The 17689-nt window shown below is 40.1% G+C and carries 12 protein-coding genes; 7 read left to right on the top strand and 5 right to left on the bottom strand.

Features of this window, described 5'->3' with window-relative positions; translation table 11 throughout:
- Together BC008_RS52060 and BC008_RS52055 are read right to left on the bottom strand one after the other, a co-directional pair.
- Nucleotides 1-633, bottom strand: a 633-nt coding sequence (locus BC008_RS52060) for a polysaccharide lyase family 7 protein (RefSeq protein WP_456152289.1), incomplete at its 3' end; no start/stop codon positions are given.
- A complete protein-coding gene (locus BC008_RS52055) occupies nucleotides 620-949 on the bottom strand; it encodes a polysaccharide lyase family 7 protein (RefSeq protein WP_058183505.1) in 330 nt (109 codons plus the stop codon). The genes BC008_RS52060 and BC008_RS52055, both read right to left, overlap by 14 nt.
- A gap of 1290 nt (nucleotides 950-2239) precedes the next feature.
- Between BC008_RS52055 and BC008_RS10485 the strand changes: the two genes are divergently transcribed.
- The 4 genes from BC008_RS10485 (at nucleotide 2240) to BC008_RS10470 (ending at nucleotide 8515) form a co-directional block, all read left to right on the top strand.
- Nucleotides 2240-4159, top strand: coding sequence for a glycoside hydrolase family 9 protein (locus BC008_RS10485; protein ID WP_058183504.1), 1920 nt, complete (start codon nucleotides 2240-2242; stop codon nucleotides 4157-4159).
- A gap of 299 nt (nucleotides 4160-4458) precedes the next feature.
- Entirely contained in the window at nucleotides 4459-6300 is a 1842-nt protein-coding gene (locus BC008_RS10480) for a glycoside hydrolase family 9 protein (RefSeq protein ID WP_058183503.1), read from the top strand.
- An 84-nt stretch (nucleotides 6301-6384) separates the two neighbouring features.
- Nucleotides 6385-6801, top strand: a complete 417-nt coding sequence (locus tag BC008_RS10475) for a cellulose binding domain-containing protein (protein ID WP_082650535.1) — start codon at nucleotides 6385-6387, stop codon at nucleotides 6799-6801.
- Between the two features lie 301 nt (nucleotides 6802-7102).
- Nucleotides 7103-8515: a glycoside hydrolase family 113 gene (locus BC008_RS10470; RefSeq protein ID WP_058183501.1), complete on the top strand. Its 1413-nt coding sequence runs from the start codon at nucleotides 7103-7105 to the stop codon at nucleotides 8513-8515.
- Nucleotides 8516-8860: 345 nt separating this feature from the next.
- On the opposite strand, the gene BC008_RS10465 is transcribed toward BC008_RS10470, so the two are convergent.
- Nucleotides 8861-9706: a class II glutamine amidotransferase gene (locus BC008_RS10465; RefSeq protein ID WP_201026111.1), complete on the bottom strand. Its 846-nt coding sequence runs from the start codon at nucleotides 9704-9706 to the stop codon at nucleotides 8861-8863.
- A 300-nt stretch (nucleotides 9707-10006) separates the two neighbouring features.
- Between BC008_RS10465 and BC008_RS10460 the strand changes: the two genes are divergently transcribed.
- The 3 genes from BC008_RS10460 (at nucleotide 10007) to bioA (ending at nucleotide 15368) form a co-directional block, all read left to right on the top strand.
- Nucleotides 10007-11197: a WD40 repeat domain-containing protein gene (locus BC008_RS10460; protein WP_058183500.1), complete on the top strand. Its 1191-nt coding sequence runs from the start codon at nucleotides 10007-10009 to the stop codon at nucleotides 11195-11197.
- Nucleotides 11198-11634: 437 nt separating this feature from the next.
- A complete protein-coding gene (locus tag BC008_RS10455; protein WP_027846331.1) occupies nucleotides 11635-13887 on the top strand; it encodes a N,N-dimethylformamidase beta subunit family domain-containing protein in 2253 nt (750 codons plus the stop codon).
- Between the two features lie 203 nt (nucleotides 13888-14090).
- Nucleotides 14091-15368, top strand: a complete 1278-nt coding sequence (gene bioA / locus BC008_RS10450; RefSeq protein ID WP_027846687.1) for an adenosylmethionine--8-amino-7-oxononanoate transaminase — start codon at nucleotides 14091-14093, stop codon at nucleotides 15366-15368.
- Nucleotides 15369-15379: 11 nt separating this feature from the next.
- Here bioA and BC008_RS10445 read toward each other — a convergent pair whose 3' ends face one another.
- Together BC008_RS10445 and BC008_RS10440 are read right to left on the bottom strand one after the other, a co-directional pair.
- Nucleotides 15380-16576 (bottom strand): MFS transporter, encoded by a 1197-nt coding sequence (locus BC008_RS10445; protein ID WP_027846686.1) that lies wholly within the window; start codon nucleotides 16574-16576, stop codon nucleotides 15380-15382.
- A 320-nt stretch (nucleotides 16577-16896) separates the two neighbouring features.
- Nucleotides 16897-17280 carry a hypothetical protein gene (locus tag BC008_RS10440; RefSeq protein ID WP_027846685.1) on the bottom strand — a complete coding sequence of 128 codons (384 nt, stop codon included), beginning with the start codon at nucleotides 17278-17280 and terminating at the stop codon, nucleotides 16897-16899.
- Between the last annotated feature and the right edge of the window lie 409 nt (nucleotides 17281-17689).

Here is a 17689-nt window from a genome sequence, read left to right as displayed (position 1 = left end):
CTTAATCTCATCGGCTTTACCATCCTTGTTATTATCAACAGGAAGAGTTAGTTTCCAATCAAGAAGATCGAAATTGTCCGATGGTGCTACATTAGGGTTCAAACCTGAACTATTGGGAGCCTGATTGTTGACTTCATCAATAACTGGGTCGCTACCATTACCGCCACCATTATCGCCGCCACTGCTACCCCCTGATGAATCGGGTGTTGGTGTTGAATTTGGTTGTGAGTATCCAGTATGGTTGTTATCGAGTGCGTAAAAGGTAGCTTGAGCATAGTCCTTTGAATCGCCCGTATTATTTTGGTTGTACACGCCTGCTTTAAAGTACATGTACTGATTTTTGCTATCAAAACCGCTATCGGTCATATCCACTTCCTGAACAACATCCGGTTTTCCAGGACGCATAATGCTGACTGTCAGTGTATTTCCTTGTGTCTTAACTTTGTAGCTAAACTTCTCATCAAGGGAAATACCATCTGAGGGATTTGATGCATTGTTAGAGCGACTCCCAATCATTTCATACCACTGTTCTGAACCGGTTCGCGGCTCGTGGGCAATGTAAATGGAACCTTTTGAATTGCCAGGTAATTTTCGGTAGTAAATACGCAAAGGCTCATCATCATTTGNCAACACCGGTCGTTGAATCGCTAGTGTCACCTCTGCGCAACATCTCACGTAATTCGGTTCGTGTGTATTTTGTGTTTGTAGATGTTCTAGAACCACGAACCGGTGCTTTAAAGACCATCCCCCCGTCTTCGCCAGTGTAGAAATAGGAGCTATTTTCAAAACCGTCAGATAGTTGTAATTCCTTAATCTCATCGGCTTTACCATCCTTGTTATTATCAACAGGAAGAGTTAGTTTCCAATCAAGAAGATCGAAATTGTCCGATGGTGCTACATTGGGGTTCAAACGCGAAGCATCGGGAATCTGATAGCTAGTTGAGTCCATTTTAAATTTCCTTCAATTTATCCCACTAAATAAGGTTTGCGCTAGAAAGCGACATTTCATGAATGATAATAAACTAATAATTAGGCTTTAAACTTACATATTTTTGTAGAAAAATAATTTTTTTAGATACGGTTTTTTCGCAGGGTAAACGGCGAGAAAATTCATACTTTGAGTACTTTTAAGGTGACTATAGCAAATAATCCTTTAAGTTACTTGCAATACAAATAGATGATAAAAATTCTAGCGATAAAGTATTACTAATAGGACTTACCCACTGATTACAAATTTCTAATAGTTTGAGAACGCTATTTCGGAGCCGGAAACACTTTGCTAACCTTAAGTCGCAATGATTGTAATTGCTTTATCCGTGCGTAAATACTGGCTAAAAGAATTTATTCAGACAAATCTAGCAAGGAGGTGAATGGGCTGACAATAAGGAAAATATAATTGGATAAATGTATCAATTGTTGTCAGTGCTCAGAGCGAGATATTGACTATCTATGAAGCTTTAAACCTTTGTCTCAACAGGAATATAGAAAGAAATACCGACAATTTGCTGGGTAATTGGAGGCAAATAACATTTTCTATATTTAGATAGGTAACTACTTGCAACATGATACATCCTAATTAAGTCGCTCGAACACAGTAGGGTAACCAAAATGAAGATTATCCCTACAAGCCAACTAGTAAAGCAAGAGCATGATGTCATGCTTAGGACAGTAAGATAGGCTACTCTGAACAACGAAAAGATTGCGTTAACTATGTTACAGGTATTATTATTTTTCACGCTCATTATTCAAAATCGTACTTTTTTCTCTTTTTTCCTGTAGTATTATCAGTATTTGTAAATAATTGAGAATAGACAAGTAAAAATCAGTCGTTGAGGAGTACTTATTTATCAGCTTCCCTAAATGTGATGAGAACTCAGACCTTAATGGTTTTTAAAGACCCTAAATCATTATTTGATAATTCATATAGTGATCTGAATTTGAGTAGTAACATATGTCCAGGTTGCCAAAATATAGATGATTTTTATGCACTATCTCGATATACTGTACCCAAATAAAGTAAATACTTACTTTGTTCCCAGTTGGCCTAAATTACTTCTGAGACTAAACCATTGATTGCTTATTTTCTGTCTCTTCAAGAAGATTACAGGAAACAACCTACAAAGAATTTTTGATTCGAACTCGAATATTGACTGTAAAGACTATCAGTAAGTCTGAAATGTAACTTTCAGGCCACTGTTTTATAAACTTTATCTGAAATAGGAATGCAAGGATTTTAAGTATGGATAAACTTCAAACTCAACCAAAATACAACTACGGTGAAGTTCTACAGAAGTCTAATATTTTCTACATGGCCCAACGCTCGGGTAAGCTACCTGAAGATAATCCGATTCCTTGGCGTGGTGATTCTGCACTTAATGACGGAGCCGATGTCGGTCGCGACCTGACAGGTGGTTATTATGATGCCGGAGACCATGTAAAGTTTGGGTTTCCTATGGCATACTCAATGACTACACTGGCTTGGGGTGTAGAGCAATATCGTAAAGGTTATGAGAAAGTCGGTCAATTGGACGAAGCTCTCGATAATATTAAATGGGGAACCGACTTTATTCTCAAAGCCTATGACGATAAAGGAACTGCAACAACCAAAGATGATGTTTTTTGGGGTCAGGTAGGTGATGGTTTTGTCGATCATGCTTACTGGGGAGCACCAGAGAAAATGACAATGGATCGTCCATCTTTCAAGGTGGATGCTGCTAATCCTGGTTCTGATTTAACTGGAGAAAGTGCGGCTGCACTAGCTTCTGCTTCCATTATCTTCCGTGGAACTAATGATGCTTATGCTGACAAACTCTTAGATAAAGCCAAACAGTTATATGATTTTGCAGATACATATAAAGGCAAATATTCTGATGCCATTACAAATGCTAGCACCTTCTATAATTCTTGGAGTGGCTACCAAGATGAACTAGCTTGGGGTGCAGCTTGGTTGCATAAAGCTGTTGAAGCCGCAGGTGGTAAAGATACCAAGTATTTAGATAAAGCAGAGAGTTACTATAACGGTATAGGTACTGGTTGGACCCAAAACTGGGATGATAAATCCTATGGAACTGGTGTTTTATTAGCCCAAGAAACAGGTAAAGAAAAATATCAAGGTGATGTTGAAGCTTGGTTAGATAATTGGGCAGATCCTAATGGTGGTATTGAGAAAACTGAGGGTGGTTTACCATATATAGCTCCGTGGGGCTCTTTGCGTTATTCGTCAAGTACAGCTTTGCTGGCAGGTATATACGGTGATACCGTCAATGATAAGGGAGGAAAATATACAGGCTTTGCAGAAGACCAGATAAATTATATCTTGGGAGATAACCCCAGAAATTCTAGTTATGTAGTGGGCTTTGGTGAAAACTCTCCTCAGAATCCTCACCATCGGGCAGCATCTGGGGCATCTGACGCTCATAATCAAGATGTAGAACCTACAAAACATGTTCTCTACGGAGCATTGGTTGGTGGTCCTAAAGAAGCTAATGATTTTTCTTACAAAGATGATCGTGGTGATTTTATTGCAAATGAAGTAGCGTTAGATTACAATGCAGGCTTCCAAGGTGCTGTTGCACGGATGACACAGGTATTTGGTGGGGAAGCACTAACCGAAATTCCTGGTCTTGACCTAGATGGAACCGGAAGCTCCGGTGGTGGCGGTAACCCCGGTGGTGGCGATGGTAACCCCGGTGGTGGCGATGGTAACCCCGGTGGTGGCGATGGTAACCCCGGTGGTGGCGATGGTAACCCCGGTGGTGGTGGTAACCCCGGTGGTGGTGGAACTGACCCCGATCCAATTACCGGCGATGTTGATTTTTCCATCAGAAGCGAATGGGATACTGGCTTTACAGGTAATGTGGAAATTACAAACAATGGTAGTCAAGATATCAATGGTTGGAAGCTGGAATTCAATGCTCCTTTTGAGGTGAATGACATCTGGGGTGGTGAGATTACAAGCCATGAAGGAAACGCATATGTAATTGAGAATGTTGATTGGGATGCAAATATTGGAGCAGGAGAATCAATTCAGTTCGGCTTCAATGGCAGTAATTCCGATAACATGAACCTGGTGTTAAATAATGTAGAGCTAAATGATGTGCTGCTCGGGACCGAAAACCCAACTAACGCAAGCGGTGCTGCTATGGTGTATATGGTGTAATCTCTCTTTAGAACTCCATATTTCTTCACGCTAATTCTTCAATTCTTCTAAATAAACCTTTTCCCTGGTTTTTCCTATTCTTATTATCAATATATTTGAGTATTTGATAATGAATAGGGGAAATCAGGAACTCAAGGGTAATTATTTTCTGGCTTTTCAAAAAAATACCAGGAAATAGTCTGCAGAACACTTTGTATGAAATATTGCTTATTAGAAATTGTCAGCAGATCTGAAGGCTAATTTCCAGATAATTTTTCTGCAAACTAATATCAAGATTTAAACTCAGGAAACTAAAAATTATGGATAATCTTAAAACCCAACCAAAGTTTAATTACGGTGAAGCTTTACAGAAGTCCAACCTCTTCTATATGGCTCAAAGATCCGGTAAATTACCTGAAGATAATCCTATCTCTTGGCGTGGTGATTCTGCACTCAATGATGGTGCTGATGTCGGTCGCGATCTAACAGGTGGCTACTTTGATGCAGGAGACCACGTAAAATTTGGATTCCCCATGGCATCCTCAATGACTATGTTGGGCTGGGGTGTAGAGCAATATCGTAAAGGTTATGAGAAAGTCGGTCAACTTGACGAAACTCTGGCAAATATCAAATGGGGAACTGACTATATTCTCAAAGCCTACGATGATAAAGGAACTAAAACTATACAGGATGATGAATTCTGGGGTCAGGTAGGTGATGGTCAAGCCGATCATAATTTTTGGGGTGCACCCGAAGATATGACAATGGCTCGTCCTGCTTTTAAGGTTGACGCTGCTAATCCCGGTTCAGATTTAACAGGAGAAAGTGCTGCAGCACTAGCTTCTGCATCTATTGCTTTTCGGGGTACTGATAATGCTTATGCTGATAAACTCTTAGACAAAGCAAAGCAGCTTTATGATTTTGCAGAAACATATAAAGGTGCTTATTCTGATTCCATTACAGATGCTGGTAAGTTTTATAAATCCTTCAGTGGTTATAAAGATGAACTTGCTTGGGGTGCAGCTTGGTTACATAAAGCAGTTAAAGCTGCAGGCGGTCAAGATACTAAGTATTTAGATAAGGCAGAGAGTTATTATAATGGTCCTGGTGGTTCCCATGACTGGGATAATAAAACTCCTGGAACTGCTGTTATTCTGGCTCAAGAGACTGGTAAGAGAGAATACGTACAGGCTACAGAAAGTTGGTTAGATACTTGGGCAAATCCTAGTGGTGGTATTCCTAAAACCGATGGTGGGTTGGCATGGTCAACCCAATGGGGTTCTTTGCGTCATGCAGCAAATGTATCCTTTCTCGCAGGTATTTATGGTGACACTGTAAACGATAAAGGTGGAAAGTATACAGATTTTGCAGAAAGTCAGATTAATTACATGTTGGGAGATAATCCCAGAAATTCCAGTTATGTAGTAGGTTTTGGTGAAAACTCTCCCCAGAATCCTCACCACCGAGGATCATCTGGAACTACAAATTTAAATGACCCCAATCCCAACAAATACACTCTCTACGGTGCGCTAGTTGGTGGTCCCAAACAAGCAGATGATTTTGCTTATGAGGATAACCGTGGTGACTATATCGCTAATGAAGTAGCCTTAGATTATAATGCTGGTTTTACTGGTGCTCTTGCACGGATGACACAGGAATTTGGTGGTAAAGCACTAACTGAAATTCCTGGTATTAACCTGGATGGAAATGGTAACTCCGGTAGTGGAAATCCCGATGGTGGTGGTAATCCTGATGGTGGCGGTAATCCTGATGGTGGCGGTAACCCCGGTGGTGGAACAGATCCCGATCCAATCATTGGTGATGTTGATTTTTCTGTTAGAAGCGAATGGAATACTGGCTTTACAGGAAATGTGGAAATTACCAATACTGGCGATCAAGCTATAAATGGCTGGAAGTTAGAATTTACTGCTCCTTTTGAAGTTAATGATATCTGGGGTGGTAATATCTTAAGTCATGAAGGAAACCAATATACTATCGAGAGTGCTGAGTGGGATGGATTTATTGCACCTGGAGCATCAATAGAGCTTGGTTTCAATGGCAGTAATTCCGATAATATGCAACTTGCTTTGAACAATGTAGAACTCAACGATGTACCGATCGGAACTGTAGATCAAACTGCTGCTAGTAGCGGAATTGTGTAGACCAATAATATAGGAAATCTTATTATTCACGGTAATTTTTCAAATAAATTACTGTGAATAATTAATTATTAATACTAAAATACTATCCCCGGTGGTGACGGAAATCCTGATGGTAGTGGTAACCCCGGTGCTGGGACCGATCCTGATCCAATCATTGGTGATGTTGATTTTTCTGTTAGAAGTGAATGGAATACTGGCTTTACAGGAAATGTGGGAATTACCAATACCGGTGGTAAAGCTATAAACGGCTGGAAGTTGGAATTTACTGCTCCTTTTGAAGTTAATAATATCTGGGGTGGTAAAATCTTAAGTCATGAAGGAAACCAATATACTATTGAGAGTGCTGAGTGGGATGGATTTATTGCACCGGGAGCATCAATAGAGCTTGGTTTCAATGGCACTAATTCCGACAACATGCAACTTACTTTGAACAATGTAGAACTCAACGATGTACCGATCGGAACTGTAGATCAAACTGCTGCTAGTAGCGGAATTGTATAAGCCAATAGTATAGAAATGCTCATTATTCACGGTAATTCTTCAAATAAATTACCATAAATAATTGAGATTTAGTACAAATATACTACCAGTCTAAATGTTTCACATCGCTGAGAAGTCACCATTTTGTCACTTTTTCTCTTTAAAATCATTTAGTTGGTCATATTTCTAGTATTTTTTATTTGAATATTAGTGACAACTTAATATGTAGCAATTTAAGAGAAAACTTTTTTAGTACATCTGACTGAATTAGGCTTAATAGCTAGCAAAAATAGACACAAGTAGAATTGATAGGTATAGAATTATGTGGGAATTTGCAGGTTTTAACTATCCATCATGGTGGAATGGAAAATTCGCTTCTCCTGAATCGACTAAAGCTTTAAAGCAACTCAAAGCAACTGGTGCAGATTCAGCAACAATTGTGGCAACTTCTTTTCTTGATACCACCGAAAGTAGTAAGATTGTTTCCAAGCAAAGCACTGAATCTCTAGAAAACGTTGAAAAGGCAATTGTAGATGCCAAAAATCAGGGTCTTTCGGTTTTATTAAAACCCCATGTCGATCTCAGTAATGGTCAATGGAGAGGTTCTCTTGACCCAACAGATCGCAAAGCTTTTTTCGATAACTATAAAGACTTAATCCTGGACTATGCAAAATTAGCCCAGAAACATGATGCTAAAGCCTTAGTAATTGGGACTGAACTTGTTAAACTTACAGGCGAAGCTGATAAGGATGCTTGGCTAGATATTATTAAGGAAGTAAGACAGGTTTATGATGGTAAATTAACCTACGCAGCTAACTGGGATAATATTGAGAATATTTCCTTTGCAGAAGGTCTTGACTTTGTTGGTGTAGATGCTTATTTTCCTCTGACAGCAAACAAGGATGCTAGTGTTGACGAACTTGTTCAAACTTGGACATCTACACCTGAAATAGAAGATATAAAACAGTTGACTAATGGTCAGTCAATTGTTGATTGGTTAGAACAAGTTTCGACAGATTATGGTAAGCCTATTGCTTTTACTGAGATAGGTTATCGTAGTCTTGATGGTACTGCAGCCAAACCTTATGAATTTCAAGGCGGTGGCAAAATTGATTTTGAAGAGCAATCGAGACTTTATGAAGCTGTCTTCAAAGTATTTGGTGGAGATGTTCCAGAAGCAGGAAATGTAGATTGGTTCAAGGGTGCACAATTTTGGAACTGGTATGCTACAGAATCGCAAAATAATGACCCAACTGATTTAGATTATCCTATTTTGGGCAAACCATCTGAACTTATCTTTAAAGAATACAGTGCTCAGCTAACTGATGGTAATCCCGATGGTGGTAACGGTAATCCAACTGACCCAACGGGTGGTGGAACCGATCCAGTGATTGGTGATGTCGATTTTTCTGTAGGAAACGAATGGAATGCTGGTTTTACAGGTAATATCGAAATTACCAATACAGGCGATACGGCTATAAATGGTTGGAAATTAGAATTTGATGCTCCTTTTGAAGTGAACAGTATCTGGGGTGGTAAAATTACAAGTCACGAAGGAAATCGGTATGAAATTACTAATGTTGACTGGGATGGAGTAATTGCAGCGGGAGAATCAATTAAGCTTGGGTTCAATGGAAGTAATTCCGATAATATGGATTTGGCTTTAAGTAATGTTGAACTAAATGATGTGTTGATTGCAACTACAGACCAAACTTCAAATAGTGCAATGGTGTAAAACTATTTTTCAAATACTTCGGTTTTTCACATAGTGAGACCATAGCCCCCTAAATCTCCCAATTATGGGAAACTTTATGAGTTTCCTCCTCCACCAAAATTGGGTAGCTAGGGGGCAAAATCATCAAGACTAAAAATCTAAATTATTAATTAGATAAGTAACATGAAATCCGTCTGCAGTATTATTTTATGCTTATCACTTATAAAATCCGGACTAGTTTAAATCATATCCATCAATGTTATCGTCAACACCGTAGAATTGAGACTAGTTATAGAATTAAAAATTTGTAAGGAAGTAGCCCAACGCTGTAGATGCGCCGCACTCACCAGAGCAATTAAACTGATGCTATTGAAAACTTCGCGGCTGAAAAGATTGCGTTACTGTATGGTCTGACTGGATAATAATCGCGGTTGATTCTGGCACCTCCTCCCAATCGTCTGTCAAGTCTGTTAATGGTTCGGAGACAACTAGGCGAGCATTTTCAGAAAAAATATCGCATTCTGGATTCAATTCCTGACAGGCGCGCCAGTTTTTACTACAGTAGAGTGTGCGTGATTGCCCTATGGTTGAATAGCGAACAGCGATTAGGCGTTTACCCTCACTGATACCAAGCGTCATCTGGATAGATGTAGTTCCCCCATTATCTTGGCTAACCTGTTCAATGAATCCAACCATCATCTCAAGGGCATTTACCGGATCGTCGGCAAGTCCAAAGGTCAATGCAAGATAGAACATGATTTCGGAGTCTGTGCTTCCCTCAATGAACGGATAGAGATCGGGAGCGATCGCAAGAGCAAGGTCTCGCTTAATATGTTTGAAATTATCAATTACACCATTGTGAACAAATAGCCATTTATCATATCGGAAGGGATGACAGTTCGTTTGCTGGACTGCCGTCGAGGTTGCAGCTCTCACGTGGGCGAGAAACAACGGGGATGCGATCTGTGCGGCTAAGTCCTTTAAGTTGTTATCATTCCAAGCAGGTTGAATATTTCGATAAACTCCTGGAGTAACTCGGTTACCATACCATCCCACCCCAAATCCATCGCCATTAGTAGTAGTCTCAGAGGTACGGGCGGCTAGGCTTTGGTCTATCAGGGAATGTTTCGGCTTGTAAATTAACTCTTCGAGATAAATCGGGTTACCCAAATAAGCAAGCCATCGGCACATCGAAGTGTTTTTCCACCTCATATTACGGATGTTCTATTGCTACTATATTGCACAACGCGCTCAAAGCACTGATTGATAACGTAGTTGAAGCTTCGGATATCATCAGTACTACAGTGATTTTAATTTAGTACGGAAACACTAAATCTATAATTAAAGATCTAAAGGTGATGACAGTAAATATTATTACCTCTATTATTTTAATAATATGCATTGGGTTGTTCTAACAGGAGCAATTTAAGATCTGGAATAATCCACATATCATCTGTAGTCTATAGTGCATAAAATCCTTCAAGATGTAGCTTCAATCATTACTTTATAGTTATGCACTCAATTACAACGGCAGTTGTGGCTGCTATTTTTGCGATCAGCAACGGTGCGGCGATTAAAAATACTGAATTACTCGGCATAGGCTGGAATTATCCTAAAATCAGTCAAATTAATTCACTCAACCCAAGTTCTGGTGGTTTTTTGAATTTAGATGGATCTAATTCTTGGCAATCAAGTATAAAAAATATTGTAAAAGTGCAAGGTAAATCCTTGCGAGATAGGAATAACCACATAATTATAGAACTAGCATTATCAAACTCAACTCAAAATAATAAAGCAGCTAAAATCTTGGAAGGGCATACAAAATGGGTTCGTGACGTCAGCTTCAGCCCTGACAGTAAACTTCTTGCAACTGCGGGTGGTGACAAGACGGTGAAACTGTGGGATGTTACTACAGGCAAAGAAATTAGAACGCTTAGTGGTCATACAGGCTGGGTTGATAGCATCAGCTTTAGCCCTGACGGTAAGCTTCTTGTTTCTACAGGTCGCGACAAAATGGTGAAGCTGTGGGATGTTACCACAGGTAAAGAAATCAGAACACTCGGTGGTCATACAAACTGGGTTTTAGATATCAGCTTCAGCCCTGACGGAAAGCTCCTTGCTTCTGCGGGTGCTGACAAGACTGTGAAACTGTGGAATGTTACCACAGGTAAAGAAATAAAAACCTTCCATGGGGGTAAATATTCATTTAATGGCATCAGCTTCAGCCCTGACAGTAAACTTCTTGCAACTGCGGGTGGTGACAAGACAGTAAAACTGTGGGACGTTACTACAGGTAAAGAAATCAGAACCCTCAATGGGCATACAAGCTGGGTTAGTGTTGTTACCTTCAGTCCTGTTAGCATTGCGACCCCCCAAGGGTTTGGTAAGCTCCTTGCAAGTGGAGGTGGTGACAACACGGTAAAATTATGGGATTTTACTTCAGGCAAAGAAATTAAAACTTTCAATGGGCATAAATCTTCGGTTAATAGCATCAGCTTCAGCCCTGATGGAAAGCTGGTTGCTTCTGCAAGTAGTGACAATATGGTGAAACTGTGGGATGTTACCACAGGAAAAGAAATCAAAAATCTCAAACATACAGACTGGGTTAGTGCCGTTAGTTTCAGCCCTAATGGCAAGTTCCTTGCAACTGCTAGTGGTGACAAAACTGTGAAATTATGGAATACCACGCAGATAAGTCGCTAGACGAATTTAATACCAATTTCTTAAAAAACTATTACACATCAATTATTTGAACTGCTCCCTGTTTTGCGTTTGGCTTTGCCGCTCGCGTTCCAAGGTATTCCTGCCCTGCGGGATGGATACACCCGGATGATTATGTAGTGTTATACAAAAATTATTTATCCATATTCAAACATCTAGATGTTGACAGTCATATAGCTTAGTACACTAATCAAATGTACATGAATTATTAACTTATAAAATATTAATATATTAATTATTTGTATACTTTTATTTTTAATACAAAGCACTTAAATGTTTAAGTATATAAATTCTCAAGTGTTCAAGTCTTTTTGATTGGTTTTTTGATGCAAGATAAATAATGAATTTGAGACATTAATTTATATTCGGTAAAGTAAAACATACCTACATGCAAATGCTTATCTGAACCCCGCAATACCATGATTCCTCTAATCGGTTATAGCGATCGCTTGTCTGTTGCTCCCAGGATGAAGATTGAATTTAAGGTCAGCAGTAATCAGCATCTACCTTATGATGCAAAGCTTGTACGCGTGATTTCTGGAGACCCTAACCCGGATGGAGTTGGTATTCGCGAAGAGGAATTACCTGCAAGTTTTACTGGTTCTTATCCATCGCGATTTCAACCGGTTTATCTTGGTTCTTACGCTCGTGTAAAGCATCGAGATGTTTTCAGTGGCGCTTCTAGTTTTACTGTCATTGCAACGATATACCCAACCACACCAAACAAGGGAGAACAAGGAATCATATGTAAATACGATCGCTATATAAAAGCTGGGTTCGCCTTAATTATTGATGCTGATGGCTGTTTGGCTGGTCAAATTGGGGACGGGAAAGGAAATGAAATTCAAGTTTCTACTGGTCAAAAATTATGGGTCCGCAATTGGTATCGAGTATGGATGACATTTAGTTGTGATTTCAAATCTGAGGGTAAAATTCTATCTGTAGGGCAATTACCCCTAAAATCTAATTATCTGCAGGACAGTGGGGCTAGTAAATCAATTCAAGTTAAATTTATCCCGGAGTTGAATACTGGTATCGATTTATTAATTGCTGCAATGGATGGAGTTCCGGTTGCTAAGCATTTTAATGGTAAAATCGAGCGCCCTATAGTGTTGAATGGAGCTTTTGACCGAGAAACTATCTTAAAGATACAGAACTCACCTACGGATAACCTAATTAACGTGATTGCGACGATAGGAAGCAATCCCAAAGCAATTATTGCAGTATGGGACTTTTCCCAAAATATTACAGGTACTCAAATTATCGACTTGGGACCAAACAAACTTGATGGGGAGCTAATTAATTTACCTACCAGGGGAGTAACGGGTTCTAATTGGTCTGGTGAGGAAATGTGTTGGAGACATGCACCAGAAGAATATGGAGCAATTCATTTCCACGATGATGATATCTATGATTGCGGCTGGGAGACTGATTTTAGTTTTACCGTTCCTGAAGATATGCACAGTGGGGTATATGCTGCTCGTCTCAAGTGTGGCGATGTAGAAGAAATGATTCCTTTTTTTGTGCGACCAAAACCGGGTCAACCTCAATCTGATATCTGCGTTTTAATTCCTACATTTACTTATATTCTTTATGGAAATCATGCTCGCGGTAATACCAATGAGGTTTATCGAGAACGTGCGAATGTATGGAATGCACGTCCATGGACGCCAGATGAGCATCCAGAATACGGACTTTCCACTTACAATTTTCACTCTGACGGGAGCGGTATTTGTTATGCATCGCGATCGCGACCAATGATGAATATGCGATCGGGTTTTATCTCGATTCCAGAATTCCCAGGTTCAGGTTTACGTCATTTCCCTGCAGATACCCATTTGTTTGCTTGGTTAGAGGCGATGGGGCATAATTTTGATGTGATTACAGATGAAGATTTACACGAACAGGGTTTTAGCTTAATTGAATCTTACAAGGTTGTGCTGACCACAACACACCCGGAATATCATACAAAACAAAGTCTTGATGCTCTGAAAGATTACAGCGAAAATGGCGGTAATTTAATGTATTTGGGTGGAAATGGCTTTTATTGGCGAATTGCAAAGCACCAAGAATTGGATGGTGTATATGAAGTGAGACGCGCAGAAGGAGGTATTCGGGCTTGGGCTGCAGAACCTGGGGAATATTATCATAGTTTTGATGGGACCTATGGTGGTTTATGGAGACGTAATGGTCGTCCACCCCAGGAACTGGTAGGAGTTGGATTTTCGGCTCAAGGTTTTATGGAAGGGACATATTACCGTCGTCACCGCAATTCTAAGAATGAAAAGGTTGCGTGGATATTTGCGGATGTTGATGAGGATATTTTGGGGGATTTTGGTCTAATTGGCTGCGGTGCTGCAGGTTATGAACTCGACCGAGTCGATTATGCTTTGGGTACTCCCCGAAATGTGTTTGTTTTAGCAAGTTCTGAAAACCATAATGATAATTTTATCCTGGTTCATGAGGAGCAACTCACCCACGTTTCTAATTGTGGGGGAGAACCAGATTCTGACTTGATTCGGGCTGACATAATTTATTATGAAACTCCCAATGGGGGAGCAGTATTTTCAGTTGGTTCAATTTCTTTTTGTGGAAGTTTATCTCATAATAATTATGATAATAATATTTCCCGAATTACGAATAATGTTATTTTAAGGGCGATCGGGGATTAGGGATTGGCGTTAGCGGCTAGCGTAAATGTACCGGTTTGGACGCGTCTAAAGACGAATGCACGCGTCTGACGACGTTAGCGCAGCAATACGTAAGGCTTAACCGCAAAGTAGCGCAGCTATAATTGATTTTAGTTTTACCGTTTCTGAAGATTGGGTCCTGAACTATAATATTTACCTACGTCAATAAATTGACATGAACCCCGATGACGAAACAATTTGATTCGCTCTGGCTTCCGTACGCACAAATGAAAACTGTAGTACCCCCATATAGAGTAGTTAGAGCAGAAGGGGTCAAACTCTATTTTGATGATGGTACGGCGCTCATTGACGGTATCTCTTCGTGGTGGTGTGTTATTCATGGCTACAATCACCCTGTCCTCAATAAGGCGGTTCAGGAGCAACTGGCAAAATTCGCTCATGTTATGCTTGGGGGTCTGGTTAACGATGCAGCTATTAAGTTAGCCGAAACCTTAGTCAGAATTACCCCATTTGGGCTCAACCATGTTTTCTTTGGTGATAGTGGCTCAGTGGGGGTAGAGATTGCGCTCAAGATGGCAATTCAGTTCTGGCGCAATCAAGGTTTTCCCCAGAAGAGCCGTTTTGTGGCGCTCCGTCGGGGCTATCATGGCGATACGACAGGGGCTATGTCAGTGAGTGACGATGATGAGGGAATGCACCGATTGTTTAAAGGGGCGATACTCCCTCAGTATTTCGTTGATGCACCGGGTGGACCTAATATAGAGTCTGACGAATCCCAAGCATCACTTGGTCAACTTGAGGAGCTTTTGAGAGCGAATAACAGTCAGATTGCCGCTGTAATTCTCGAACCGATATTTCAAGGAGCTGGTGGTTTTCGCTTCTATCCCCCCGAGTATTTATTTTGCGCCCGAAGGCTTTGTGATGAGCACAAAGTGCTACTTATATTTGATGAGGTAGCAACAGGTTTTGGGCGGACAGGAGCCTTATTTGCAGCAGATCTTGCCAATGTCACCCCAGATATCATGGTTTTGAGTAAAGCGCTCACTGGGGGATATTTCGGACTATCGGCAACTATCGCTACAAGCCAAGTCTACGAGTCCTTTCTCGGTGACGATCCGGAACTTGCCTTCATGCATGGTCCTACTTTTATGGGAAATGCAGTCGCCTGTGCTGTCGCGTTAGCAAGTATCAGTCTCATTGAAACTGAAAACTATCTCAGTAAAATCAAAGCTATTGAGAAAGTGCTTATAGAAGAATTCCATGGATTGGATGGACCATCGCTTTGTGATGCACGAGTACTTGGAGCCATAGGAGTCCTAGAGTTTGAATCTCCGTCGAACCTCATGGGATTCAGGGAGTTTGGTCGCGATCGGGGAGTATGGCTTCGTCCCTATGGCAAGTGGCTGTACACTATGCCCCCATATATCATTGATGAAGACGACTTACGACTAGTTACTGCAGTTATGAAGGAGTGGCTGTTATACCAAGGCAAATGTATCTAAATATCTCAAGTTTATGGAAGATTCTTAGATACTCTTACTCCTATTAATAAAGTGACAGGTGCTACAAATAACAGCCACATGGTATTTTGTAATCCATAGTGTTGAGCAACCAAACCCAGTCCAAGAGGGATTAAACCACCTACTAAACCAAATAAGTTATTCAATGTCATGACTGTACCACTCTGTCCAGGCATCACTTTATACAATTGCCCTTGGAGAATTGAGTACCAACCAGCGTTAAATAAACCCAGCAAACCAAGAATTAATAATTTGACGTTGATGTTTGGTATGAGCAAAAAAGCTGGATAAAGACACAAAACGATCGCAGCACTTAATCGTAAGTAAGAAAGTCCCCGTATTCTTTCTAATAAGGGAATGAGCAAAAAATCCCCCAGTAAACCAAAACCCAACCATACAGCAACGGCAAAACTAGCTTGGGTATTGTTTGCACCCACAGAATCAACAAAATACAATGCCAAAAAGCCACCTAGAATATCCAGCATTAAATCCGAAAATTGTAATAAAATTAACCAGAGCACCACTTTAGGTTTTTTTAAGGCGTTAAAGGCGTTAATTACCCCCTTTCTCAAATCCTGTGTTGCTTGATCGCTATGTGCAGATATCGTTGCGAACGCTCTTCGATGCTTCCACACGATTCCCAGCAAACATACTGTGAGTACCGCCAAAAGAAAAAATGCACTCCGCCAACTTTGATTTAATGCAACAGCAACTGCTAAAATCAAAGGCCCAATTACATTTCCCACAGAACCGGCGAATTCCCAACGTGCCATATTTTGCTCGTGGTTTGTCGGTTCAATATCCATGAGTGTGGCTTGGGAAAGACTGACAAAGCAACCAGAAGCCGGATAAAACAGGATAAAGCCTACTAATAATAATGGAAAATTGTGGCTGAGGGAAATTAACAATAAAGCAGTTGCAAAAGCAACACCTCCACCCAAAATTAATTTTCTTCGCTGACCGATATCTCCCCAGATTCCCGCTAAAGGTTCTATGATACTACTTACAATATTGGGTATTGTCAGCAACATCCCTACTTGGATATAGTCAAGCTGCAAATCGTTGCGAATTAACGGCCAAGCAGCACCACGGACCCCATCAATCATCTCGTCTAATAATTCAATGAGGAGGAAGATAATAGTTAATAAAAATACATTACTTACAGTTTTATTTTTTCCATGAAGTGACATTATTTATTCTCCCATCTTCAACATTTACCAACGCTTGCATTCAAAACAGCGATGGCTGTTGGTGGGGGAATCCATGTAGAAGCCTTATATAGGGTTTTTCTACAAGAACAAAACTGTAGGGTTTGTAATGTAAATCGCTGGGGCGATAATTTTTTATGAGGTTACCAGGGTGGGAATTTCATAAGTATTAGGGATTAAAAGAATTATGGGTTAAAAAGATTGCTCGCAAGGGAGACGTAACTATTATATTGTAGTTTATTCTTAGCCAGTAGGCATTTTACGATGCAGTTATACGCCTGAAGATGACCATTATTTTATTGTTACCTCAAATAGCCCATGTATCCCAAATAGGTACCGATTGTGAGAAATCCGACGCCGGATAATCTGAGGGCTGTTCTACCTGTTTTCGGGGATTTGAGCGTTAATTCAGGTACGACAATTAAACCCACACCTTTCAAGGTTGCTGCAAAACCGATGAGTGTAATAATTACTTCTAAAAGATTTCCCCAGCGAAAATGTTGTAGCAGGACAGACATACCAACCAGAAAATGCACTGCACCGGAAAGATTAAGGCTTACAGGATGTACACTTGCATTTGTATTTACCATCTTCTCGTAAAAGTCAGTTGAAAGCAGGAAACCCACTCCGGTGACAATAAAATATGCGGATGCGAGTTTAGCAAAAAATATGGTTGTCTCGTCCATAATGCTCCTAGATAGATATGGGTCTTTCTAAGGGAGGAAAATAGGTGTTAGATACCAGAAATTCTTTTTTGTTTTGCGATAAGCGTAAGCTCTGATTATGTGATCGCCTTTGTAAATGTATCGTAACGCAGGATCAATTATTATTTTATTGCTGATTTAATAATTCTTCTTATTACCACCATTAGTTTCCGACCAATTGTATTCTCTTTTACACTTAATAACCTCTTGATTGATTTGTTTGTTTCCAGTTTTGTAATAAATCAGTTTTTTAATAAGAAGTTGTCACAGATTAAACACCTTGTTCGTCTAAGTTAATAGATCTCGTATAGCAATCGCCAGCTTAGTTAGGACGTAAGGTAAGATAGATCGAGAAGTGATTAGTCTGGACAATTCCAATGGCAAGGTCTTA

It is taken from the genome of Mastigocoleus testarum BC008 (assembly GCF_001456025.1).
GTDB classification, from domain to species: Bacteria; Cyanobacteriota; Cyanobacteriia; order Cyanobacteriales; family Nostocaceae; genus Mastigocoleus; species Mastigocoleus testarum.
This window is presented reverse-complemented; position numbering and strand designations above follow the sequence as displayed.

Coding starts and splice junctions, on each gene's coding strand:
- BC008_RS10440 (WP_027846685.1), bottom strand. CDS start 17,280: ATGGACGAGACAACCATATTTTTTGCTAAACTCGCATCCGCATATTTT.
- BC008_RS10470 (WP_058183501.1), top strand. CDS start 7,103: ATGTGGGAATTTGCAGGTTTTAACTATCCATCATGGTGGAATGGAAAA.
- BC008_RS10455 (WP_027846331.1), top strand. CDS start 11,635: ATGATTCCTCTAATCGGTTATAGCGATCGCTTGTCTGTTGCTCCCAGG.
- BC008_RS10460 (WP_058183500.1), top strand. CDS start 10,007: ATGCACTCAATTACAACGGCAGTTGTGGCTGCTATTTTTGCGATCAGC.
- BC008_RS10465 (WP_201026111.1), bottom strand. CDS start 9,706: ATGAGGTGGAAAAACACTTCGATGTGCCGATGGCTTGCTTATTTGGGT.
- BC008_RS10480 (WP_058183503.1), top strand. CDS start 4,459: ATGGATAATCTTAAAACCCAACCAAAGTTTAATTACGGTGAAGCTTTA.
- BC008_RS10445 (WP_027846686.1), bottom strand. CDS start 16,576: ATGTCACTTCATGGAAAAAATAAAACTGTAAGTAATGTATTTTTATTA.
- bioA (WP_027846687.1), top strand. CDS start 14,091: ATGACGAAACAATTTGATTCGCTCTGGCTTCCGTACGCACAAATGAAA.
- BC008_RS10485 (WP_058183504.1), top strand. CDS start 2,240: ATGGATAAACTTCAAACTCAACCAAAATACAACTACGGTGAAGTTCTA.